Source organism: Providencia sp. 2023EL-00965, assembly GCF_033550225.1.
Lineage (GTDB): Bacteria > Pseudomonadota > Gammaproteobacteria > Enterobacterales > Enterobacteriaceae > Providencia > Providencia manganoxydans.
Genome location: NZ_JAWUEH010000011.1, coordinates 18,990 through 41,336, shown reverse-complemented (window position 1 = coordinate 41,336; position 22,347 = coordinate 18,990). Strand labels below are relative to the sequence as shown.

The following is a 22,347-nucleotide window of genomic DNA, read 5'->3' as shown; positions in this document are numbered from 1 at the left end:
TAATGACAAGGGGTTTCTAATAACTATTATGTGATTGTAAGAGGGAAATGTTTTTAATCTATTATTATCTTGAAAATAATTACAATGTTTTTTAATTTTTAATGAAAATCGTATTTTATGTTCCCTTCTTAGAACCAAGCAAGAATAGTGTTATATACCTGCATGGGAATGTAATTTTCTTTTTATATTATAGGGTTACATTTAATATAAAAGGCTTAATTTAGTTACACATTATGAATTATCAAATGTAGCTTAATTAAGCCAAAAATAAATTTATTTTTTAAATAGTTGTGGTGAATCAACCATCACGGCATCGGCTCCAATTTCTTTAGCAAATTGATAGTCTTTGATGTTATTAACACCAAATAAAACTATGTATGCTTCACCATTTTTTCTAAAACAATCAATCGCTTCTTTATCCCATGATAAGGTTGCCGGTGAACGTGCTTCGCCAAGCGTGTATTTTTCAATCACTTCAACTTTTCTATGTAATTCAAATCCATACCAACGCTTTTTAGGTGCTTCTTCAGTTGATGTTGAACATTGATGATTCATCGTATTATTGGCTAGTAGTGTGCGAGTTTCATCACGGCTTTCAAAGGTATTAATGCGATCAGAGCGTTTCGCTAAAGCTTTTATAAACGCATTGTTAGTTGAATAAAAACGGATGTTGTTAAAGGCATTAGTTTTTTCTAACAGAGTGTAAATAGCTTCTGCTTGGATGTCTGGATTTGCATCAGGTGATTTTAAATCAATATAAAATTCAGTATCAGGATATTTTTTAAGAACAGATTCAAGCGTAGCAATGGTTGTTTCTGCTAATGGCAATTGGATATTATTTTTTTTATTAAATTGATATGCCGCATTGATTTTGTTGAGTTGTTTGGCTGAGTAATCAGATACTACACCGTTCTTATCGGTTAGCGCCTTGAGTTCACTAGGTCTATATAAAACAACTTGATTATCTTTAGATAACTGAACAGTTAACCAAATAATATCAGCTTGATTTTCTTTTGCTAACTTAATGGCATAAAGGGTATTTTCAGGGGCGTCAGCGGTACCGGCACGATGTGCCACGATTAATGGTGATTGAGCAAGTGCGCTGTGGCTAGCAAGAATAAACAAACTGAAAACCATCCCTTTTTTTAATTGTGGAATCAACGTTTTTATCATATTGGCTACCTATAAAAATATTTGTTTTCTACCCGTCATTCTTCAAGTGACAACATCTTCATTAAGTCATGGTGACTAAGTTCATTCGCATTAGTGACATACTAATGTGCTAGTTCTTAGCGATTCATTTACTTATTGCCTAGCTGCACCATGAATTATTTAGAGTGTGAATAAAGCTAAATTAATTTTTTGAGTCCTTTTTGTAATACTTTTCTCAGCATTTGTATGCAATATCTCATCTAATTAGGACTAACTTTGTTCGAGAGCACTTCAATCCGTACTTGTTAACAACCCATCGAGGACAGAGAAGTTTGACAGCGATATGTTTCAATCAGATGAACATATGATTATTGTTGAATAACTTAGCTTTTTTGATTACGCAGTGGTGACGAGTTTATTTTTGTTGAATAATTGCGCATTAAAATAAAATACTGTATATTTATTCAGTTGTTCATTTTCTTTTGGTGAATTGCTGTGCGAAAAATAATTCATATTGATATGGACTGCTTTTATGCAGCAATAGAAATGCGTGATGACCCTAGCTTGCGTAATATTCCTATTGCCGTCGGGGGAAGTGCGGATCGTCGTGGGGTGATTAGCACCGCTAACTATGAAGCTCGACGTTATGGAGTACATAGTGCAATGTCTACGGCAGTTGCATTAAGGCTGTGCCCTCATCTAAAAGTTGTATCAGGCCGAATGGCGCTTTATAAAGAAACTTCTTTGCATATCCATAAAATTTTTTCTCGCTATACCGACCTTATTGAGCCACTTTCTTGGGATGAAGCTTATTTAGACGTTAGTGAGTGTGAGCAGCATCATGGTTCAGCAACCCTAATAGCTCAAGCTATTCGTCAGCAAATATTTGATGAATTGCAGCTTACGGCTTCGGCGGGGATCGCCCCAATTAAATTTCTTGCCAAAATAGCTTCTGATCTGAATAAACCCAATGGTCAATATGTTATTACTCCACAGAATATGTCTGAGTTTGTTCTTTCACTGCCATTGAAGAAGATCCCCGGTGTTGGCAAAGTTACGGCACAAAAATTGTTAGATATGGGATTAGAAACTTGTGCAGATGTACAACAGTATGATGTTGTTAGTTTAATAAAATCGATGGGGAAATTTGGACAAGTGTTGTGGGAGCGTTGTCACGCTATTGATGAACGTGCAGTTAACCCTGAAAGGCTACGCAAATCTGTTGGGGTTGAACGTACATTAGCTGAAGATATTCATCACTGGGAAGAATGCCTGCCATTACTTGATAAGCTTTATGAGGAGTTAGAGCTAAGATTGACTAAAGTTAAGCCTGATCGTCGTATTGCACGCCAAGGGGTAAAAATTAAATTTAATGATTTTCAGCAAACAACCCAAGAACATGTTTATCCTATATTAGATAAGCAAGATTTAATTTTATTAGCTAAGCAAGTTTGGGAAAATCGCCGTGAAAATCGAGGGGTTAGGTTAGTTGGTTTGCATGTTACTCTTCAAAGCCCACAACTAGAAAGGCAATTGCTATTAGCACTTTAAGTAGGCAAAACACTCGCCTTATGACGAGCGCTTTGCCACTTAAAATTAGTTTTTAACTGGGATTGCTTTTAAAACAGCTGTCAATAATTTCCAGTATTCACCAACACTCGCGATATGTACTCGCTCATCAGGTGAGTGTGCGCCACGAATGGTTGGGCCAATAGAAACCATATCCATATCAGGGTAAGGTTTTTTGAATAAGCCACATTCCAACCCAGCGTGGATCACCATGACATTAGGTGTTTTACCAAACAATTTTTGGTATGTCTCACTGACTAAATGCATGACTGGTGAGTCTGCATCTGGTTGCCAGCCCGGGTAGCTCCCCTCGGCTTTATACTTAGCCTGTGCAAGCTTACTGATTGATGTCAGCATGTTAACAACATAGTTTTTGCCGCTATCAATTAATGAACGAACTAAGAAGATCACTTCAGCTTGCTTGTCTGTCATTGTTACAACACCTTCATTAAGGGAAGTTTCAACAACGCCTTTTGCCACATCGCTCATACGGATAACACCATTTGGTGCCGCATTTAAGAAGAAGACAAAGCGTTTTTGGCACTCTTCAGTGAGAGCTTGTAGCTCTGTTTGCGTTTCTTCTAATAGCAGGACTAAATTTGGTTCAACGACGGCTAATTCATTTTTTAAGATACCTTCATAACGCGCTCTGAGTGCAGTTAATTCAGTCACTTTATCAGCAGGAACCGCAATAATGACATGTCCTTCACGAGGGATCGCATTACGAACGGTACCACCGGTAAACTCCAGCAGTTTTAAGCCAAGATCTTCTTGGTGCCCTGCAAGGAAGCGTGCCAGTAGCTTGTTAGCGTTGCCTAAGCCTAAATGCACATCACCACCTGAGTGACCGCCTTTTAGACCTTTCAACGTCATGGTAAAGGTTTTATAACCTTGTGGGATGGCTTCACGAGCTAAATCAAAGGTGACTGTGAAATCCACGCCCCCTGCGCAACCCATGTAGATTTCGCCTTCTTCTTCTGAGTCAGTATTGATCAGTATGTCTGCTTGTAACCAACCAGCTTGTAGGCCAAATGCGCCATCCATACCAGTTTCTTCGGTCATGGTTAGCAATACTTCAAGTGGGCCATGTTCTACACTATCATCAGCCAAAACGGCGAGTGCAGATGCCATACCTACACCGTTATCTGCGCCAAGAGTGGTCCCTTCGGCGGTTACCCATTCTCCGTTGATATAAGGACGGATTGGATCTTTAGTAAAATCATGAACGGTGTCATTATTTTTCTGTGGAACCATATCTAAGTGAGCTTGTAAAACAACGGCTTTACGATTTTCATAGCCTTTGGTTGCTGCTTTACGGATCAAAATATTACCAACTTGGTCACGTTCTACGTGAAAACCTTTTTGTTTTGACCATTCAATAATATGTGTTGCTAGCGCTTCTTCGTGATGTGACGGATGGGGGATTGAACAAATTTTAGCAAAAATATCCCATAATGGCTGTGGTGACAGTTTAGCGAGTTCAGACACGTTAGATCTCCTAATACGACTTTGGTTATAACTCATTAGGCTTCAAGTAACAGCACCTTGCGTTAAGGTATGGTGACGGCGTTCACTGGCATCAGTCGCATACTGATGTACGCGACTCGCGACCCATTCACTTGCCGCCTAGCTGCATCTCGAATTATTTAGAGTATACATGTTCGAAATACTTTAACTTGCTGTACTAATTTGAAAAATAATAGCTTTGTTTATAGTAACCACTATAGTGTTTTTTTATTACTTCTAGTCGTTCACTCTTTTACAGTTTAGCTGTATCTCAAATTAGATAGAGCACAGTAATTTATTCTGTGAAAAAGGCATGGTGAAGTGATTCAAGCCATACAACTGATTATCTCAGCATACACCTTAATGCGATAAATAGTCAGTGTAAATGATATTAATTGATCTCAATTATCCGTTTTTGCTGGTTTTTAGCGAACCAAATCACTATAATCTCGCGCAACGTTTTTTTCCGCAAGACACATTTCAGTTTTACTCAGCTGTCGGGACCCAAATTTTATGAGCGAAAAATATGTCGTAACGTGGGATATGTTGCAAATACATGCCCGTAAACTCGCACAACGTTTACTACCTGTCGAACAATGGACTGGTATCATCGCTGTTAGCCGTGGTGGCCTTGTTCCTGGTGCGCTTCTCGCACGTGAACTGGGTATTCGTCATGTCGATACTGTATGCATTTCTAGCTATGATCATGATAACCAACGTGACCTCAACGTGATTAAGCGTGCACCGGGTGATGGTGAAGGCTTTATTGTTATTGATGACCTTGTTGATACTGGCGGCACTGCTAAAGCAATCCGCGATATGTATCCAAAAGCCCACTTTGTGACTATCTTTGCAAAACCAGCAGGCCGCCCATTAGTTGATGATTATGTTGTGGATATTCCGCAAAATACATGGATTGAACAACCGTGGGATATGGGTGTTGTATTTGTTAAGCCTTTGTGTGAGCAGGATAAGTAATCATTATTGTTTAGAGTATAAATAAAAGGTAATAATTGACGTTAGGATAGAAGAAAATACCCTATTAACACATTATTACCTAATAAATTAAAACATAAAACGATATGATAGGGGAATGCGATGGCATTCCTTTTTTATTTAGCTCAACCAACAGGTTATCTAAATGACTCAACAAAATCTTTCCGAAAAACTGTTCAAGCCAAAAGTTAGGCAGACCGAAACATCGACACTGGTTTCATACTCTGCTTATAGCCCACCGATTATAAAAAGTCATTCTGCGCTCAGTGGTACGCAACATGCAGGCTGGTACCGAATGATCAATCGCTTAATGTGGATCTGGCGTGGTATTGATGCTTTAGAAATAGAAGAGGTTTTGAGCCGTATTGCGGTTACTGATGCAGAGCGTAGTGATAATAATTTACTTGATACTATTATCGGTAATCGGCGTGGTAATTGGTGTTTTGAATGGTCAAGCCAAGCGATGCGCTGGCAACAAAATGCATTACAGTTTGAAGGCGGCGAACAAGCGAGTCGAGCGTGGTTACGTGCAGCAAATTTATACAGTATCGCGGCATACCCTTTTATTAAAGGTGATGAATTAGCGGACCAAGCGATTGTATTGGCTTGTAAGGCTTATGACAGTGCTGCACAGTTTTCACGTTATAAGTTGAAGAAAATTTCATTTAAGATTGATGGTAATAAAGAGGTTTGTGGCTTTTTACATATTCCATCAACAGGCCAAGGCCCATACCCGACAGTGATGATTTGTGGCACGCTTGATAGTTTGCAAATTGATTACTGTCGCTATTTCCGGGAATACCTTGAACCTCTTGGCATTGCCATGCTGACATTGGATATGCCATCTATTGGCTACTCCGTTAAATATAAGCTCTCACAAGAAACGAGTGCTTTACATGAGCAAGTCGTTAGACAATTAGATACCATCCCTTGGATCGATCATACACGTTTTGGCCTTATTGGCTTACGCTTTGGGGCGAATATAGCCTTAAGATTAGCTTATATGTGCCCTGATAAAATTAAAGCGGTTGCTGCATTGGGGCCTATTGTTCATAGTTTATTACATGAAGATAAATATCAAAGCGATATCCCTCGAATGGAGTTAGATGTTTTTGCTAGCCGTTTAGGGATTTACTACGTAGATGGTGCGGCACTTCGACATGAGCTAAGTTGTTATTCATTAAAAAATCAAGGGCTTTTAGGTCGTAGGAGTCAAGTGCCAATGATGTCGGTGCATTGGAAGAATGATATTTATAGTCCAAAAGCGGAGTCGGATTTAATTATTCGATCATCTATGGATAGCCATTTATTAACACTTCCAGCTAGCCCAGTTTTTGAAAATTTTCAACGAGCACTCAGTGAAACGACAGATTGGCTAAAAAGTAAAATAGTTTAATTTTATTTAATAACTTGATTATTTTTTAACTTTTGTTAAAAAGGGATCTCTCAACAAGGAGATCCTTACATGGCTTTACCAACAGATTACTCTAACGGAAAGTATTTAAAAAAGTTTGCTGCTTTGGGACCTTATTTACGAGAAAAGCAATGCTTAGAAGGCAGCTATTTCTTTGATAGCCTTGCTGTTTGTGTCAACACCAATATTGCGCCAGAGAAGAGGGAGTTTTGGGGCTGGTGGATGATACTATCACCAAGTGAAGAGGGATTTGAGTATTCATATCATCTTGGGCTATACAATAGCCATGGTAGCTGGCAAGCAAAGCCACTAAAAGACCATGCAGTTACTGATTTTATTGAGCAAAATCTTTTATCCTTTCACCAATCCCTCTCCAAACAATTTTCTGAACTTGAGCTTACTTTGTTTCCTTCTGCGCAAATGGCAGAATTTAAACTGGAATTAAGCGCATAAATTTGTTTTAGACCAACTTTTGTTTAATTTTGCGTTATGCCTGTTGGCATAACGCTCTCCAGCTGATAAAAATGGTATCTACTTTGTATTTGTTAATCCTAATGGCAGAAAAATGATGAAAAATAGCCAAACAGTGGTGGTTAAATTAGGAACCAGTGTGTTAACTGGGGGCTCACGCCAATTGAATCAGGCGCATATTGTTGAACTGGTTAGGCAATGCGCACAGCAATATGAAAAAGGACACCGTATTATTATTGTCACCTCTGGCGCCATTGCAGCTGGTCGTGAACACCTTAATTACCCCGAACTCCCCGCAACCATTGCATCTAAACAGTTACTTGCTGCTGTAGGGCAAAGCCGCCTTATTCAGTTATGGGAACGGCTCTTTTCTATCTATGGTATTCATATCGGGCAAATGTTACTTACTCGGGCTGATTTGGAAGATAGAGAGCGTTTTTTAAACGCCCGAGATACATTACAAGCACTGTTAGATAACGGTATTGTTCCTGTGATCAATGAAAACGATGCGGTCGCAACGGCTGAAATCAAAGTGGGTGACAATGATAATTTATCAGCACTTGCTGCTATTCTTGGTGATGCCGACAAACTATTACTGTTGACCGACATCGAAGGGCTGTATGACTCAGATCCTCGTAGTAATCCAAATGCAAAATTGATCCCTGAAGTGTATGGGATCAATGATGAGCTACGTGAAATGGCTGGTGGTAGTGTTACAGGGTTAGGCACAGGGGGCATGGCGACTAAGCTGCAAGCTGCTGATGTTGCTGGGAGAGCCGGAATTGATGTCATCATTGCTGCGGGTAATAAGCCTGATGTGATCAGTGCAGTGATCGACAACATCCCTGTGGGAACGCGTTTTTATGGTCATAAAAATCCAATGGAAAATCGTAAACGTTGGATCTTTGGTGCGCCAGCCGCCGGCGATATTTATATCGATGATGGCGCACAACTTGCTATTATGGAAAAAGGCAGTTCGCTGCTCCCTAAAGGCATCAAAAAGATTGAAGGGGATTTTTCTCGTGGAGCTGTCGTGCGTATACGAAATCTGGCAGGTAAAGATCTGGCGCATGGTGTCAGCCACTACAATAGTGATGCATTAAGAATGATTGCAGGTCATCATTCACAAGAAATAGGCAGTATACTGGGTTATGAACATGGGTCTGTGGCTGTCCACCGCGATGATATGATAGTGAGTTAATTATGTTAGAACAAATGGGAAAAGCAGCTCGTGAAGCCTCATGGCAACTGGCTCAACTAAGCACCAAACAAAAAAATGCAGCTTTAGAGCAAATTGCTGATTTACTGGAACAAGAAAGCGCGACTATTCTTGAAGCCAACGCGAAAGATATCGAACAGGCGCGTGCAAATGGCATGACGCCAGCACTGCAAGATAGACTGTTACTGACACAAGAGCGCCTGAAAGGTATCGCCGATGATGTACGTAAAGTATGCCAGCTGGCTGATCCTGTCGGGCAAGTCATTGATGGCAGTCAACTGGATAACGGGCTAAATTTACAGCGGCGCCGTGTGCCTCTAGGGGTGGTTGGCGTAATTTACGAAGCACGTCCGAATGTGACTGTTGATGTTGCTGCTCTGTGCTTAAAAACAGGGAATGCGGCGATCTTGCGAGGTGGTAAAGAAACACATAACACCAACTTAGCCGTAACAGCTGTCATTCAAAAAGCGCTTAAAAATTGCGGCATTTCAGCGGATGCCATTCAGGCGATTAATAACCCTGATCGCGAACTAGTCGCACAGTTATTAAAATTAGATCGCTATGTAGATATGTTAATTCCGAGAGGTGGTGCAGGATTACACAAATTATGTCGTGAACAATCTACGATCCCCGTGATCACCGGTGGGATTGGTGTTTGCCATACTTTTGTTGATCAATCTGTAAATTTTGATAAAGCAATCAGCGTGTTAATCAACGCCAAAGTGCAAAGGCCAAGTGCATGTAATTCACTCGAAACTGTTTTAGTACATGAAAAAATCGCGGCTGAATTTTTGCCTGTATTAAGCCAAAAAATGGCAGAGCAGAAGGTGACATTACACGCCAGTGTGCAAGCGATGCCATACTTAAAAAACGGTGCAGCTAAAGTGGTTGAGGTGTTACCTGAGAATTTAGTGGATGAATGGTTATCCCTTGATCTGAATGTTGAAGTGGTCTCTGGTATTGATGCTGCTATCGACCATATTCGTACTTATGGTACTGCACACTCGGATGCGATTTTAACGGAGTCTATTAGCCAAGCAAATTACTTTATCCAACGAGTTGATTCAGCGGCTGTTTACGTCAATGCGAGTACAAGATTTACTGATGGCGGGCAGTTTGGTTTAGGTGCTGAAGTTGCAGTGAGTACACAAAAATTACACTCTCGAGGCCCGATGGGGCTAGATGCACTAACGACTTACAAATGGATTGGCTATGGCGATTTTCTTAATCGTGCGTAATATTTAAAACAATAACGATTGAGCCACACAGCAATATGTGTGGCTTTGTTTTTTATAATTATTTGTCGTTTTTTAGCACTGAGCAATAGAATTTAAAATAAGTGGCGCAAATACCATAATAATCATGACGATGGGATGAATATTAATGTTTTACATTATCGGTCCAAGAGGTTCAGGAAAAACAACAATCGGTAAACAGTTGGCGGAACAAAAATCGTATCAATTTATCGATACTGATAAATTGATTGTTGAGAGGGCAGGAACCAGTATTGCACAAATTGTTGAGCAGCATGGTTGGGACTATTTCCGTCATTTAGAGAGTGAAGTACTAAAATCAATTTCTCAGCCTAACTCAATAGTTTCTACTGGCGGCGGGATTATTCTGTCAGAAGAAAACCAGCGTGTTATGCGTGATAACGGCACAGTTATCTATTTGAGTGCCAAACCAGAGATCCTCGCAGAAAGGTTAGCAGCAGAGCCACAAGCAGATCAACGGCCAAGTCTCACTGGTAAATCGATGATAGAAGAAATTGCCGAAGTTATGTCACAAAGAGAACCTCTTTATCGAGCAACTGCGCATCATGTTGTCGATGCAGGGCTGCCGATTGATACAATAATTAGCCAATTAACGCATTTGGCGTAAGTATTGCAGCCTTTTTTCTCTTTTAGGAATAAACTACTTAGAGGCTTTTGATTTTCAGGACATAATTATCGATTGGAATGATAAAAGAAATGACAATATAGGGATTCATTATGCTGGCAAATGTGCTTAAGGCAGTACTTAGATTTTTATTTCGAGTTCGTTTGGTTGGTGATGAAAAAGAACTCTATCAAGAAAAGTGTTTGATCACACCTAATCATGTTTCATTTATCGATGGGGTGCTAGTTGCACTTTTTTTGCCTATAAAACCTGTGTTTGCAGTTTACTCGACATTCGCAACACCAAGAATGATCAAGTTGCTTAAGCCATATGTTGATATTGTTCCTCTCGATCCTGCAAACCCGCTAGGCATCCGCCAACTAGTTAAAGAAGTCGAAAAAGGCCGTCCAATCGTCATTTTTCCTGAAGGCCGGATCTCTGTTCATGGCTCTTTAATGAAAATCTATGAAGGCGCTGCATTTGTGGCGGCAAAGTCTGGAGCCAAAGTGGTTCCTATGCGTATCGAAGGGGCTGAGCGTAGCCACTTTAGCCGCCTAAAAGGGATCATTCCACTGAAATGGTTTCCCACTATCACACTGCATATTTTGCCCGCAGAAACGATCCCTATGCCAGAAGCGCCTAAAGCCGTGGAGCGCCGTCGTTTAGCGGGTATACATTTATACAGCATTATGAAATCTGCACGTATGGCCTGCCGTCCTCAAGTGACGTTAGTTGAAGAGTTCCTCAATAGTGTAAAACGCTTCGGTCGACGTGCGCCTTGCATTGAAGATATCAATTTTAAAGAAGATAGCTATCAAGGGCTATTAAAAAAATCATTAGGAGTAGGGCGGATCATTGAGCGCTATACCCATGAAAATGAACGTATTGGCTTATTGCTCCCTAATACAACAGTTACCGCAGCTGCCATATTTGGCGCATTAATGCGTGGACGTGTGCCTGCCATGTTAAACTATACAGCTGGTAGCCACGGTATCAGTAATGCACTGAAAGCCTCTCAAGCAAAAGTCATTTTTACCTCTCGCCAATTTCTTGAAAAAGGCAACTTGACACATATCCCTGAGCAAGTCACAGATGCGAGTTGGATTTACCTTGAAGATCTCAAAGACACAGTTACCCTAAAAGATAAGCTTTGGATCGTAAAACATCTTTTCATGCCAAAGAAAGCCGTGTTACCTCGTAAAGCAGAAGATGAAGCAATTGTTTTGTTTACGTCTGGCTCTGAAGGTACCCCAAAAGGCGTTGTGCATAGTCATGCGAGTTTAATGGCGAACGTTGAGCAAATTAAAACAATTGCTGATTTTACGCCTAGAGATCGTTTTATGTCATCATTGCCATTATTCCATGCGTTTGGATTAACGGTCGGCTTATTGATCCCTGTATTTTCAGGAAGCAGAGTCTTTTTATACCCAAGCCCTCTTCATTACCGGATCATTCCTGAATTGGTATATGACAAAAACTGTACCGTGCTATTTGGTACATCGACCTTCTTAGCGAATTATGCACGTTTTGCTCATCAATATGATTTTGCAAGATTACGTTATGTCGTTGCTGGTGCAGAAAAATTATCAGACAGTACTAAGAAGATTTGGTTTGATAAATTTGGTATTCGCATTTTAGAAGGTTATGGTGTAACAGAGTGCGCACCAATTGTTTCAATTAATGTGCCTATGGCATCGAAAGAAGGCACCGTAGGGCAAATATTGCCACAAATGGAATCACGGATTATCCCTATTTCAGGGATTGAGAACGGTGGTAAGCTGCAATTAAAAGGCCCTAATATCATGAAGGGCTACTTACGTGTAGAAGCACCGGGTGTTCTTGAACTACCTTCAGCGGAGAATCAACAAGGTGAGCAAGAGGCTGGTTGGTATGATACTGGTGATATCGTGGTTCTTGATGAGCTTAACTACTGTACTATCAAAGGTCGAGTGAAGCGATTTGCGAAACTTGCAGGTGAAATGGTATCTCTTGAAAGTATTGAGCAAATGGTCTTTAGTTTATCGCCGAATGCCCATCATGCTGTGGTGACTAAGCCAGATAGCAGCAAAGGGGAAGCTCTTGTTTTGTTTACGACCGATAAAGAGCTTGATAGAAGCTCGCTTTCCTCAGCAGCAAAAGGGAAAGGCTTAACTGAATTAGCAGTACCAAGAGATATTCGTATTGTTAAAGAACTCCCTGTACTTGGTTCAGGTAAAACGGATTTTGTGACCTTAAAACAAATGGCGTTAGAGGGATAATCGTATGCAAGATGTCAACGCGCCATTAATGAGCCGAGGAATGAAAGCGGTATTGGCTTCTCAATTCCTATCTGCTTTTGCTGATAATGCTTTGTTATTTGCCATTTTAGCTCAGTTAAAAGCGGAGTTTTACCCTGAATGGAGCCATCCAGTACTGCAAATGGTATTTGTGTTTACCTATATCATACTCGCTCCTTTTGTTGGACAAGTCGCTGATCGCTTTTCGAAAGGGCGGGTAATGTTATTTTCAAACTTATTTAAGTTTGCTGGCGCGCTTGGGATTTGTTTAGGACTTAATCCATTCTTATGTTATGGGCTTGTTGGTATTGGTGCAGCGTCATATTCACCAGCTAAATACGGTATCTTAGGTGAACTGACAAGCGGTGATAACCTCGTTAAAGCCAATGGCGTGATGGAAGCTTCAACAATTGCTGCAATTTTAATTGGTTCTGTCGTTGGTGGGATCCTCTCTGATATCCATTTGATGTTAGCGCTTGGCACTTGTGCTGTACTCTACGCATTAGCTGTCATTGCGAATATTTATATCCCACGCTTAGCTGCTGCGCGCCCAGGTAAAGGCTGGCATTTTAAACTGCTATTGGTCGATTTTTGGAATGCTTGCCGTACATTATGGTCCAATCAAGAAAGCCGTTTTTCTTTGGTAGGGACCAGTATGTTCTGGGGAGCGGGTGTGACACTGCGCTTTTTATTAGTAGCATGGGTGCCTGTCGCATTAGGATTACAAGATAATGCAACCCCAACTTACCTGAATGCGGCGGTTGCGATCGGGATCGTGGTTGGTGCAGGTCTAGCGGCGAAATTTATTACATTAAAAACAGTATCACGCTGTATCCCAGCAGGAATTGTGATTGGTGTGATGGTGGTATTACTTGCTCTGCAAACAAACATTTTTCCATCTTATGTTATTTTAGCGGTTTTAGGTATTTTTGGTGGCTTGTTTGTTGTCCCTCTCAATGCATTGCTCCAAGAAAAAGGTAAAGAAACTGTTGGAGCGGGTAACGCAATAGCGGTGCAAAATCTAGGCGAAAATAGCGCCATGTTAATCATGTTAGGGCTTTATTCTTTGGCGATGAAAGCGGGGTTATCGGTAGTCAGCGTAGGAATTGGTTTTGGTACTGTTTTTGCTGTCGCCATTGCTGGGTTGTGGATTTGGGATCGTACTCGCAAAAAGTCATAATACAAAGGTAAACAATCAAATGAAAAATGAAAGTGACCTCGAAACGCTAAGTATTCAGCTTGGGCAATTGCTAAAAAAACAGGGTAAAACGATAACTTGCGCTGAATCATGCACTGGCGGATGGATTGCAAAAGTAGTGACGGATATAGCAGGAAGCTCAGATTACTTTCATCGCGGCTTTGTGACATATAGTAATGAAGCCAAACACCAAATGATTGGTGTTACAGAGGATTCATTGCAAAAATTTGGTGCTGTGAGTGAGCAAGTAGTGACTGAGATGGCACAAGGTGCACTCAAAGTAGCTGGAGCGGATTTTGCTGTTTCTGTCAGTGGTATTGCAGGTCCCGGTGGAGGAAGTGATGAGAAGCCTGTTGGTACCGTGTGGTTTGGATTTGCTAAAAAACAGCCCACAGGAACGATAGAAATTACCACTAGGCATTGTCTTTTCCAAGGTGACCGATACTCAGTTCGTTTGCAATCAACTCGTTACGCATTAGAGACACTTTTAAAAATCATTAGATAAAAATTTTCTTGATACTGTATGATTATACAGTATACTTAATACCAACAAACCGAACTCAATCGTTCTATTTGCAGTGGGGCAGTCCATTGCACCAAAGGGAGTGAACATGGCTATCGATGAAAACAAACAAAAAGCACTAGCTGCGGCGTTAGGTCAAATTGAAAAGCAATTTGGTAAAGGCTCTATTATGCGTCTAGGTGAAGACCGCACAATGGATGTTGAAACTATTTCTACAGGTTCTTTATCTCTTGATGTCGCTTTAGGTGCTGGTGGCTTGCCATTAGGTCGTATTGTTGAAATCTACGGGCCAGAGTCTTCAGGTAAAACAACCCTGACTCTACAAGTGATCGCCGCAGCACAACGCAGTGGTAAAACATGTGCATTTATCGATGCTGAGCATGCTTTAGACCCAATCTATGCAAAAAAATTGGGTGTTGATATCGACAACTTGTTATGTTCTCAGCCAGATACAGGTGAACAAGCGCTTGAGATTTGTGATGCATTGACGCGTTCAGGTGCCGTTGATGTTATCATCGTTGACTCAGTGGCTGCATTAACACCAAAAGCTGAGATTGAAGGTGAGATTGGTGATTCACATATGGGGCTAGCAGCTCGTATGATGAGTCAAGCAATGCGTAAACTCGCCGGTAACCTAAAAACCTCGAATACGTTACTTATCTTTATTAACCAAATTCGTATGAAAATTGGGGTAATGTTTGGTAACCCAGAAACAACAACTGGCGGTAATGCTCTAAAATTCTATGCATCTGTGCGTTTAGATATTCGTCGTATCGGTGCAGTGAAAAATGGTGAAGAGATCGTCGGCAGCGAAACACGTGTTAAAGTCGTCAAAAACAAAGTTGCAGCACCATTTAAACAAGCTGAATTCCAAATCCTATATGGAGAAGGGATCAATACCTTTGGTGAGCTGATTGACTTAGGTGTGAAACATAAGCTGATTGAAAAAGCAGGTGCTTGGTATAGCTATAACGGCGATAAAATCGGGCAAGGTAAAGCTAATTCGACGACTTATCTTAAAGAGCACCCTGAGATTGCCAACGAAATTGATAAAAAGTTGCGTGAAATGTTATTAACTCATACAGGGGAATTTCAAAGTGCAGCAACCGACTATATCAGCGACTCCGATGAAGAAGTTCCTGAAGAATTTTAATGCTTAGTTATTGATTTGATAAATAAGTAAATTATAAACGCCACCCAAAAAAAGAGTGGCGTTTTTTTGTTTCTCGTTTGAGCTATAATAGAGCGCGATGTTGGTTTTCTGTGGAAAAATAGCCAATTGAAAGGTATAAACATACTTTCAGAAAATATTTAGACGCTTTACAATGAAAGCAACGAATGGATGTAGCTATTACACTCAATCATTCAAAATGCAGTGAAATGGCCAATGAATACATTATCTATGACATCATAAATAATGTGCTCAATGAAAATGAAAGTCGCCAACAGTACTGTGATTTTGGGGATGTGAGTATAAATTTTACTTCTACGCAAAGAGACTTTATCTTATCAGTCACTTTTTAATCGGAGAGTTGATTAGAGGTGATGTTACATTCCATCTCAACAATTCGTAATTTAGTTTCCAGCTTGAAATCGGGATAAATATGAGTAAAAGCACCGCTGAGATCCGTCAAGCGTTTCTCGACTTTTTTCATACGAAAGGTCACCAAGTGGTAAGTAGCAGTTCGCTAGTACCAAATAATGACCCAACATTATTGTTCACAAACGCAGGGATGAACCAGTTCAAAGATGTATTTCTTGGTCTGGATAAAAGAGCATATTCCCGAGCGACAACCGCACAAAGATGTGTGCGAGCAGGTGGTAAACATAACGATTTAGAAAACGTCGGCTATACTGCCCGTCACCACACTTTTTTTGAAATGCTTGGTAACTTCAGCTTTGGCGATTACTTTAAGCATGATGCAATCAATTTTGCATGGGAACTATTAACAGGGAAAGAATGGTTCAACCTGCCAAAAGAAAAATTGTGGGTTACTGTGTATGAAACCGATGATGAAGCTTATGAAATTTGGAACAAAGAAGTCGGTATTCCGGTAGAGCGCATCATTCGTATCGGTGATAATAAAGGCGCACCATATGCATCTGATAACTTCTGGCAGATGGGTGACACCGGTCCATGCGGTCCATGTACTGAGATTTTCTATGATCATGGCGATCATATCTGGGGTGGTCCTCCAGGAAGTGCTGAAGAAGATGGCGATCGTTATATTGAAATTTGGAACATTGTTTTCATGCAATTCAATCGCCAGTCAGATGGTACGATGGATCCATTACCAAAACCTTCTGTCGATACAGGCATGGGGCTAGAACGTATTGCAGCGGTATTGCAGCACGTTAATTCAAACTATGACATCGATATTTTCCGTGATTTGATCGCAGCTGCTGCGAGCGCAACAGGCTCTCAGGATCTGTCGAACAAATCATTGCGTGTTATTGCTGATCACATCCGTTCTTGTGCATTCCTGATTAGCGATGGGGTTATTCCATCAAATGAAGGTCGTGGTTATGTGCTACGTCGTATTATCCGTCGTGCTGTGCGCCATGGTTATATGCTGGGGGCAAAAGATACCTTTTTCTACAAGCTAGTGGCGCCATTAATTAAAGTGATGGGGGCTGCGGCTGATGAGCTTGCACGTCAACAAGCTGTGGTTGAAAAAGTTCTTAAAACAGAAGAAGAACAGTTTGCACGTACATTAGAACGTGGTCTTCAATTGCTTGATGAAGAACTCGCCCTACTTAAGGGTGACACTTTAGATGGTGAGACGGCATTCCGTTTATATGATACTTATGGCTTCCCCATCGATTTAACTGCCGACGTGTGTCGTGAGCGTAATCTTAAGGTCGATGAAGAAGGCTTTGAGCGTGCAATGGAAGATCAGCGCCGCCGTGCGAGAGAGTCTAGTGGTTTTGGTACCGATTATAATTCATTAATCAAGGTCGAAAAACACAGTGAATTCTCTGGTTATGCTTATAATGAACAATTAGCCACCATTACTGCGCTTTATAAAGATGGCCAACCAGTTGATTCATTGAATGCTGGTGATGAAGGGTTGGTCATTTTAGATAAAACTGCATTTTATGCCGAATCAGGCGGTCAAGTCGGTGATACTGGCTTGTTACGTAATGATAGTGGTAGTTTTATTGTTACTGATACACAAAAGTATGGTCAAGCGATCGGTCATATTGGTAAAGTTGAGTCTGGCACATTAGTGATTAACCATCGTATTGATGCGAAAATTGATGTGGAAAGACGTGACGCTATTCGTCTTAACCACTCAGCAACACACTTATTGCATGCTGCACTGCGTCAAGTTCTTGGTGATCATGTGTCGCAGAAAGGTTCTTTAGTTAATGATAAATATCTCCGTTTCGATTTTTCACATTTCGAAGCGATGACAGCAGAACAGCTACGTCAGGTAGAAGATATCGTTAACGCACAAATTCGTAAGAATACGTCCATTGATACGGAACTTATGGATTTAGAGAGTGCGAAAGCTAAAGGTGCGATGGCACTGTTTGGTGAGAAATATGAAGAGCGCGTACGTGTTTTAAGTATGGGCGATTTCTCAATTGAGCTTTGTGGTGGTACTCATGCTAGCCGTACCGGTGATATCGGCTTATTCCGTATTTTGAGTGAGTCAGGAACCGCCGCAGGTGTTCGTCGTATTGAAGCAACAACAGGTGAATGCGCACTTGAAAGTGTTCACAGCCAATCCGAACAACTGAATGCGATTGCTCATCTCTTAAAAGGCGATATGAATAGCCTAGTTGAGAAAGTAAAATCTGCATTGGATAAATCGCGCCAATTAGAAAAAGAGATTTTGCAATTAAAAGATCAACAAGCATCTCAAGAAAGTGCTTCACTAAGTAGTCAAGCAAAAGATATCAAAGGCGCTAAATTACTTGTAAGCCAACTTAATAACACAGAGCCTAAGCTTTTGAGAACAATGGTTGATGACCTGAAAAATCAGTTGAAATCTGCGATTATCGTGCTTTCAACAACAAGTGGTGATAAAGTCAGTGTAATTGTTGGTGTAACAAATGATTTGACTGCTAAAATAAAAGCTGGTGATTTGATATCGTATGTTGCACAACAAGTAGGTGGTAAAGGTGGTGGTCGCCCAGATATGGCGCAAGCTGGGGGTACTGATGCTAGTGCATTACCAGCTGCTATGGCAAGCGTAGAAGAATGGGTGAGCTCACGGCTCTAAGCATATAGTGACGTTGCCTCATGCACCGTGAGGCAACTTTGCTTGTTGCAACATTGTTAATGTGTTGTGGGTAGTGTTATATTTTGTATGTATATAATTAAAATGATTGCCTTGATGGCATCGATGCTTTAGGTGTATATCATTGCTTTACGTTTTCACGGTGTGTGATGGACAATAGCGGGGGAAACCTAGAGACCCGACTCTTTATAATATTTCAAGGAGCAAAGAATGCTTATTCTGACTCGTCGAGTTGGTGAAACACTCATGATAGGCGATGAGGTAACAGTTACTGTACTGGGAGTAAAAGGCAATCAAGTTCGTATTGGTGTCAATGCCCCAAAAGAAGTTTCTGTTCACCGTGAAGAAATTTATCAACGGATCCAGGCCGAAAAGACTCAACCAGATAATCAATAATAATGAATAAGCGTCCAAATTTTGACCCACACAGCGAAAATGGACGCTTGTCTTTCATTGGAAAGCCAGCCGTATAATGAATTGTCATAATTATAGTGTGACTATTCATCAACTCAAATTTCGCATCGACGATATTCGTATCAATCCTTTCACTCATCATTTGAGCTGTTGCTAAATTTTAATTACCTGCTGTTTTTTTATGCTAGATGTGTTGTTCTGTTTTTGAGCAAGCATCACAGCAGAAATTGTTGCTTAATATGTTTAATTCTATGTGTTGCAATTTTGGGTGAGAAAGATATGCACAGAGTAAATTTTTAGTGGCTAAAAAAAGAGTAAAATTAAGCCGTGATGAATGCGATTTTCGATGCTAAACTAATCATCTTGCTTGTGAAATGTGCAAACAGTCATTAGAAACCAAAAAGTTTGGAAAAATTGTTTGACTTCTAAGGTCAGGAAAGTAATATGTGCGCCACACAGAGACGAGATGTTGAAAAACAAATCGTGTGTGACTAAAAACGGTGAGGTGGCCGAGAGGCTGAAGGCGCTCCCCTGCTAAGGGAGTATGCGGTCAAAAGCTGCATCGAGGGTTCGAATCCCTCCCTCACCGCCATTTTAGATTACTGCATCCGTAGCTCAGCTGGATAGAGTACTCGGCTACGAACCGAGCGGTCGGAGGTTCGAATCCTCCCGGATGCACCATATTTAACCCTATGAGTGATACTGATGGGGTTTTGTTTTGGTTTTTAGCGACCAAAACATAGCAGTAACTGATGAAGTAGAGTTTGATATTGTAATGCATCCGTAGCTCAGCTGGATAGAGTACTCGGCTACGAACCGAGCGGTCGGAGGTTCGAATCCTCCCGGATGCACCATCTATTAGTGATATTCTCACATATCAAATATTCCCTTATTAAACAGTATTGCTAGTTATTGATTAACTCATATCAATAAAAGAATTATGCATCCGTAGCTCAGCTGGATAGAGTACTCGGCTACGAACCGAGCGGTCGGAGGTTCGAATCCTCCCGGATGCACCAGAACAAGAAGCTCCTCAATGAGGGGCTTTTTTTTCATCCTGAAGTTGACTATTCTTTATTATTTCAATACCCATTCAAGATAAACCACACATCTAGACAGCGACAATTTCCTTCATTTAAGCTAAAGTAAGCACCTTACTAAAATAAAATTACATCACAGGCGGGAGGTCGATTTGATCCCGGACGTATCTAAAGCGCTCTCATGGTTAGAGGCGCACCCTGAAGCACTGAATGGCATTCAGCGTGGTATTGAGCGTGAAACATTACGTGTTACTCCGAAAGGTTCTATTGCTGAAACTTTGCATTCGGAAGAATTGGGGAAAGCTTTAACACATAAATGGATCACGACAGATTTTGCTGAGCCCCTACTTGAGTTCATTACTCCTGTGGATAAAAGTATTGGACATAGTTTGGCTTTTCTTAGGGATTTGCACCGATATACAGCGCGTCATCTTCATAATGAAAGAATGTGGCCATTAAGCATGCCTTGTTTCATTGAAAATGAAGAGAAGATCACACTTGCACAGTATGGGGCATCGAATGTTGGCCGCTTCAAAAATTTATATCGTGAAGGGTTAAAACACCGTTATGGTGCATTGATGCAGACTATTGCTGGCGTTCACTATAACTTCTCTTTGCCGATTGAGTTTTGGCAAGCGTGGGCGGGTGTTAAAGATGCTGAAAGTGGTAAAGCGCAAATCTCTGATGGTTATTTACGCCTAATCAGAAACTATTATCGTTTTGGTTGGGTTATTCCTTACTTATTTGGCGCTTCCCCTGCGATTTGTGGTTCATTCCTTAAGGATAGAAACACTAAATTAACTTTTGATAAGACTGAAAAAGGAACCTATTACTTACCGTATGCAACTTCATTACGAATGAGTGATTTAGGCTACACAAATAAGTCTCAGAGCGATTTAAACATCACGTTTAATGATTTAGATAGCTACGTAGCAGGTTTAAAGAAAGCGATTTACAAGCCGTCTGAGGAGTTTGCAGCGCTAGGGACTAAAAAAGACGGTAAATATATTCAGTTGAATACTAACGTGCTGCAAATTGAAAATGAATTGTATGCGCCAATCCGCCCGAAACGTGTGCCTAAAGGTGACGAATCACCGTCAGATGCGTTATTGCGTGGTGGTATCGAATACATTGAAGTTCGTGCTTTAGACATCAACCCTTTTAATGCGATTGGTGTTGATGAAACCCAGACTCGTTTCCTTGATCTATTTTTGATTTGGTGTGTGCTAGCTGATGCACCAGAAATGGATACTCAAGAATTAGACTGTAGCCGTAAAAACTGGAGTCGAGTGATCCTTGAGGGGCGTAAACCAGGCCAAGTCATTGGTATTGGCTGTGGTAGTGAAATGAAGCCCCTTGTTGAGGTGGGGCAGCAATTATTTAAGGATCTGATCCGTGTTGCTGAAGTGCTTGATACTTGTTGTGATGCTAAGTATCAAGAGGTATGTCATCAGTTTGTTTCAATGTTTGAAGATCCAAAATTAACCTACTCGGCGCTAGTTATGGATAAAATGCTTGAGCAAGGTATTGGTGGTTATGGTTTAGAGTTGGCAGAAAAATACTATCAAGAGCTAATTAGTGAACCTTATGAAGTGATCACTGAAGAGCAGTTTGAAGCCGCTCGGGTAGCTTCCATTGAAAAACAAGCTATGATTGAAAAAGAAGAGACTGAGAGTTTTGAAGATTACTTGCATAAGCACGCAGGTCGTTAAAAGAAAATGGCCACACTAGGTGGCCAAACAAAAATCTCTTAGAGAATTAGGGATGATAACAAATTTGCGCGTCTTTCATTAAGTAAGACTCGACGATTTCAAAATAGTTTCATTTTTTTCGCAAATAAAAAATAATTTTTTCAGGAGGTCAATAAATGCCGTTATTAGACAGTTTTACTGTAGATCACACGCGTATGGCTGCGCCTGCCGTCCGAGTCGCAAAAACCATGAAAACTCCAAATGGGGATACGATCACGGTATTCGATTTGCGCTTCACTGTGCCTAACAAAGAGGCTATGACGGAAAAAGGCACTCATACTCTTGAGCACTTATTTGCAGGTTTCATGCGTGACCATCTGAATGGCAATGGTGTCGAAATTATTGATATCTCGCCAATGGGCTGCCGTACAGGCTTTTATATGAGTTTGATTGGTCAACCTGATGAGCAGCGTGTTGCAGATGCATGGAAAGGTGCGATGCAAGATGTGTTAAAAGTGCAAGATCAAAATAAGATCCCTGAGCTAAATGTTTATCAGTGTGGAACATTTAAAATGCATTCATTGGAAGAAGCACAACAAATCGCTCGCAATGTATTGGCATCTGAGATCCTTATTAATAAAAATGAGGAGCTTGCATTACCAGCCGAAAAATTGACTGAGCTACATATCTAGCTCAGCATTTCTAAAATAAACTGCACCTAACCTATTATTTTAAAAGAGGAGGTGCGGT

Annotated in this window: 17 protein-coding genes and 4 tRNA genes; 19 read left to right on the top strand and 2 right to left on the bottom strand. The window is 40.8% G+C overall.

Annotated elements, in window-relative coordinates; all coding sequences use genetic code 11:
- Positions 1–273 precede the first annotated feature (273 nt).
- The gene (locus SC428_RS14235; RefSeq protein ID WP_318708285.1) at positions 274–1,173 is read right to left on the bottom strand and encodes a glycerophosphodiester phosphodiesterase family protein; all 900 of its coding nucleotides are present in this window, start codon (positions 1,171–1,173) and stop codon (positions 274–276) included.
- A gap of 474 nt (positions 1,174–1,647) precedes the next feature.
- On the opposite strand from SC428_RS14235, the gene dinB reads away from it, so the two are divergent.
- Positions 1,648–2,703, top strand: a complete 1,056-nt coding sequence (dinB, locus tag SC428_RS14230; RefSeq protein WP_318708281.1) for a DNA polymerase IV — start codon at positions 1,648–1,650, stop codon at positions 2,701–2,703.
- Positions 2,704–2,748: 45 nt separating this feature from the next.
- Here the strand turns inward: dinB and pepD are convergent, their stop codons facing one another.
- Entirely contained in the window at positions 2,749–4,209 is a 1,461-nt protein-coding gene (pepD, locus tag SC428_RS14225; protein WP_318708279.1) for a beta-Ala-His dipeptidase, read from the bottom strand.
- 531 nt (positions 4,210–4,740) lie between these two features.
- Here pepD and gpt point away from each other — a divergent pair.
- From gpt to luxS, 18 genes are all read left to right on the top strand, one after another.
- Positions 4,741–5,205 (top strand): xanthine phosphoribosyltransferase, encoded by a 465-nt coding sequence (gene gpt, locus SC428_RS14220; RefSeq protein ID WP_070926518.1) that lies wholly within the window; start codon positions 4,741–4,743, stop codon positions 5,203–5,205.
- A gap of 163 nt (positions 5,206–5,368) precedes the next feature.
- A complete protein-coding gene (gene frsA / locus SC428_RS14215) occupies positions 5,369–6,619 on the top strand; it encodes an esterase FrsA (RefSeq protein WP_318708276.1) in 1,251 nt (416 codons plus the stop codon).
- A 69-nt stretch (positions 6,620–6,688) separates the two neighbouring features.
- Positions 6,689–7,090: a sigma factor-binding protein Crl gene (crl, locus tag SC428_RS14210; RefSeq protein ID WP_070926514.1), complete on the top strand. Its 402-nt coding sequence runs from the start codon at positions 6,689–6,691 to the stop codon at positions 7,088–7,090.
- Between the two features lie 115 nt (positions 7,091–7,205).
- Complete coding sequence (gene proB / locus SC428_RS14205) at positions 7,206–8,309, top strand: glutamate 5-kinase (RefSeq protein WP_070927033.1); 1,104 nt, start codon at positions 7,206–7,208, stop codon at positions 8,307–8,309.
- A gap of 2 nt (positions 8,310–8,311) precedes the next feature.
- Complete coding sequence (proA, locus tag SC428_RS14200; protein ID WP_318708273.1) at positions 8,312–9,565, top strand: glutamate-5-semialdehyde dehydrogenase; 1,254 nt, start codon at positions 8,312–8,314, stop codon at positions 9,563–9,565.
- Positions 9,566–9,710: 145 nt separating this feature from the next.
- Positions 9,711–10,208, top strand: a complete 498-nt coding sequence (gene aroL, locus SC428_RS14195) for a shikimate kinase AroL (RefSeq protein WP_070926510.1) — start codon at positions 9,711–9,713, stop codon at positions 10,206–10,208.
- A 110-nt stretch (positions 10,209–10,318) separates the two neighbouring features.
- Positions 10,319–12,463, top strand: coding sequence for a bifunctional acyl-ACP--phospholipid O-acyltransferase/long-chain-fatty-acid--ACP ligase (gene aas / locus SC428_RS14190; RefSeq protein WP_283126796.1), 2,145 nt, complete (start codon positions 10,319–10,321; stop codon positions 12,461–12,463).
- A 4-nt stretch (positions 12,464–12,467) separates the two neighbouring features.
- Positions 12,468–13,661: a lysophospholipid transporter LplT gene (lplT, locus tag SC428_RS14185; RefSeq protein ID WP_318708269.1), complete on the top strand. Its 1,194-nt coding sequence runs from the start codon at positions 12,468–12,470 to the stop codon at positions 13,659–13,661.
- A gap of 19 nt (positions 13,662–13,680) precedes the next feature.
- The gene (gene pncC / locus SC428_RS14180) at positions 13,681–14,184 is read left to right on the top strand and encodes a nicotinamide-nucleotide amidase (protein WP_070926504.1); all 504 of its coding nucleotides are present in this window, start codon (positions 13,681–13,683) and stop codon (positions 14,182–14,184) included.
- A gap of 106 nt (positions 14,185–14,290) precedes the next feature.
- Positions 14,291–15,355 carry a recombinase RecA gene (gene recA / locus SC428_RS14175; RefSeq protein WP_070926502.1) on the top strand — a complete coding sequence of 355 codons (1,065 nt, stop codon included), beginning with the start codon at positions 14,291–14,293 and terminating at the stop codon, positions 15,353–15,355.
- Between the two features lie 451 nt (positions 15,356–15,806).
- Complete coding sequence (gene alaS / locus SC428_RS14170; protein ID WP_318708266.1) at positions 15,807–18,434, top strand: alanine--tRNA ligase; 2,628 nt, start codon at positions 15,807–15,809, stop codon at positions 18,432–18,434.
- 228 nt (positions 18,435–18,662) lie between these two features.
- Positions 18,663–18,848 (top strand): carbon storage regulator CsrA, encoded by a 186-nt coding sequence (gene csrA, locus SC428_RS14165; protein ID WP_004264815.1) that lies wholly within the window; start codon positions 18,663–18,665, stop codon positions 18,846–18,848.
- Positions 18,849–19,365: 517 nt separating this feature from the next.
- A tRNA-Ser gene (locus SC428_RS14160) sits at positions 19,366–19,458 on the top strand.
- Between the two features lie 12 nt (positions 19,459–19,470).
- Positions 19,471–19,547 (top strand) — tRNA-Arg (locus SC428_RS14155).
- A gap of 96 nt (positions 19,548–19,643) precedes the next feature.
- Positions 19,644–19,720 (top strand) — tRNA-Arg (locus tag SC428_RS14150).
- An 88-nt stretch (positions 19,721–19,808) separates the two neighbouring features.
- Positions 19,809–19,885, top strand: a tRNA-Arg gene (locus tag SC428_RS14145).
- 173 nt (positions 19,886–20,058) lie between these two features.
- Positions 20,059–21,618 carry a glutamate--cysteine ligase gene (gene gshA / locus SC428_RS14140; protein ID WP_070926498.1) on the top strand — a complete coding sequence of 520 codons (1,560 nt, stop codon included), beginning with the start codon at positions 20,059–20,061 and terminating at the stop codon, positions 21,616–21,618.
- Positions 21,619–21,773: 155 nt separating this feature from the next.
- The gene (luxS, locus tag SC428_RS14135) at positions 21,774–22,289 is read left to right on the top strand and encodes an S-ribosylhomocysteine lyase (protein ID WP_070926496.1); all 516 of its coding nucleotides are present in this window, start codon (positions 21,774–21,776) and stop codon (positions 22,287–22,289) included.
- The last annotated feature ends 58 nt before the right edge of the window (positions 22,290–22,347 follow it).

What these genes read in the sequence shown, in the direction of transcription:
- recA (WP_070926502.1), top strand. Translation starts at nt 14,291, where the DNA reads ATGGCTATCGATGAAAACAAACAAAAAGCACTAGCTGCGGCGTTAGGT.
- frsA (WP_318708276.1), top strand. Translation starts at nt 5,369, where the DNA reads ATGACTCAACAAAATCTTTCCGAAAAACTGTTCAAGCCAAAAGTTAGG.
- luxS (WP_070926496.1), top strand. Translation starts at nt 21,774, where the DNA reads ATGCCGTTATTAGACAGTTTTACTGTAGATCACACGCGTATGGCTGCG.
- gpt (WP_070926518.1), top strand. Translation starts at nt 4,741, where the DNA reads ATGAGCGAAAAATATGTCGTAACGTGGGATATGTTGCAAATACATGCC.
- SC428_RS14235 (WP_318708285.1), bottom strand. Translation starts at nt 1,173, where the DNA reads ATGATAAAAACGTTGATTCCACAATTAAAAAAAGGGATGGTTTTCAGT.
- aroL (WP_070926510.1), top strand. Translation starts at nt 9,711, where the DNA reads ATGTTTTACATTATCGGTCCAAGAGGTTCAGGAAAAACAACAATCGGT.
- proA (WP_318708273.1), top strand. Translation starts at nt 8,312, where the DNA reads ATGTTAGAACAAATGGGAAAAGCAGCTCGTGAAGCCTCATGGCAACTG.
- aas (WP_283126796.1), top strand. Translation starts at nt 10,319, where the DNA reads ATGCTGGCAAATGTGCTTAAGGCAGTACTTAGATTTTTATTTCGAGTT.
- alaS (WP_318708266.1), top strand. Translation starts at nt 15,807, where the DNA reads ATGAGTAAAAGCACCGCTGAGATCCGTCAAGCGTTTCTCGACTTTTTT.
- pncC (WP_070926504.1), top strand. Translation starts at nt 13,681, where the DNA reads ATGAAAAATGAAAGTGACCTCGAAACGCTAAGTATTCAGCTTGGGCAA.
- csrA (WP_004264815.1), top strand. Translation starts at nt 18,663, where the DNA reads ATGCTTATTCTGACTCGTCGAGTTGGTGAAACACTCATGATAGGCGAT.
- crl (WP_070926514.1), top strand. Translation starts at nt 6,689, where the DNA reads ATGGCTTTACCAACAGATTACTCTAACGGAAAGTATTTAAAAAAGTTT.
- proB (WP_070927033.1), top strand. Translation starts at nt 7,206, where the DNA reads ATGAAAAATAGCCAAACAGTGGTGGTTAAATTAGGAACCAGTGTGTTA.
- lplT (WP_318708269.1), top strand. Translation starts at nt 12,468, where the DNA reads ATGCAAGATGTCAACGCGCCATTAATGAGCCGAGGAATGAAAGCGGTA.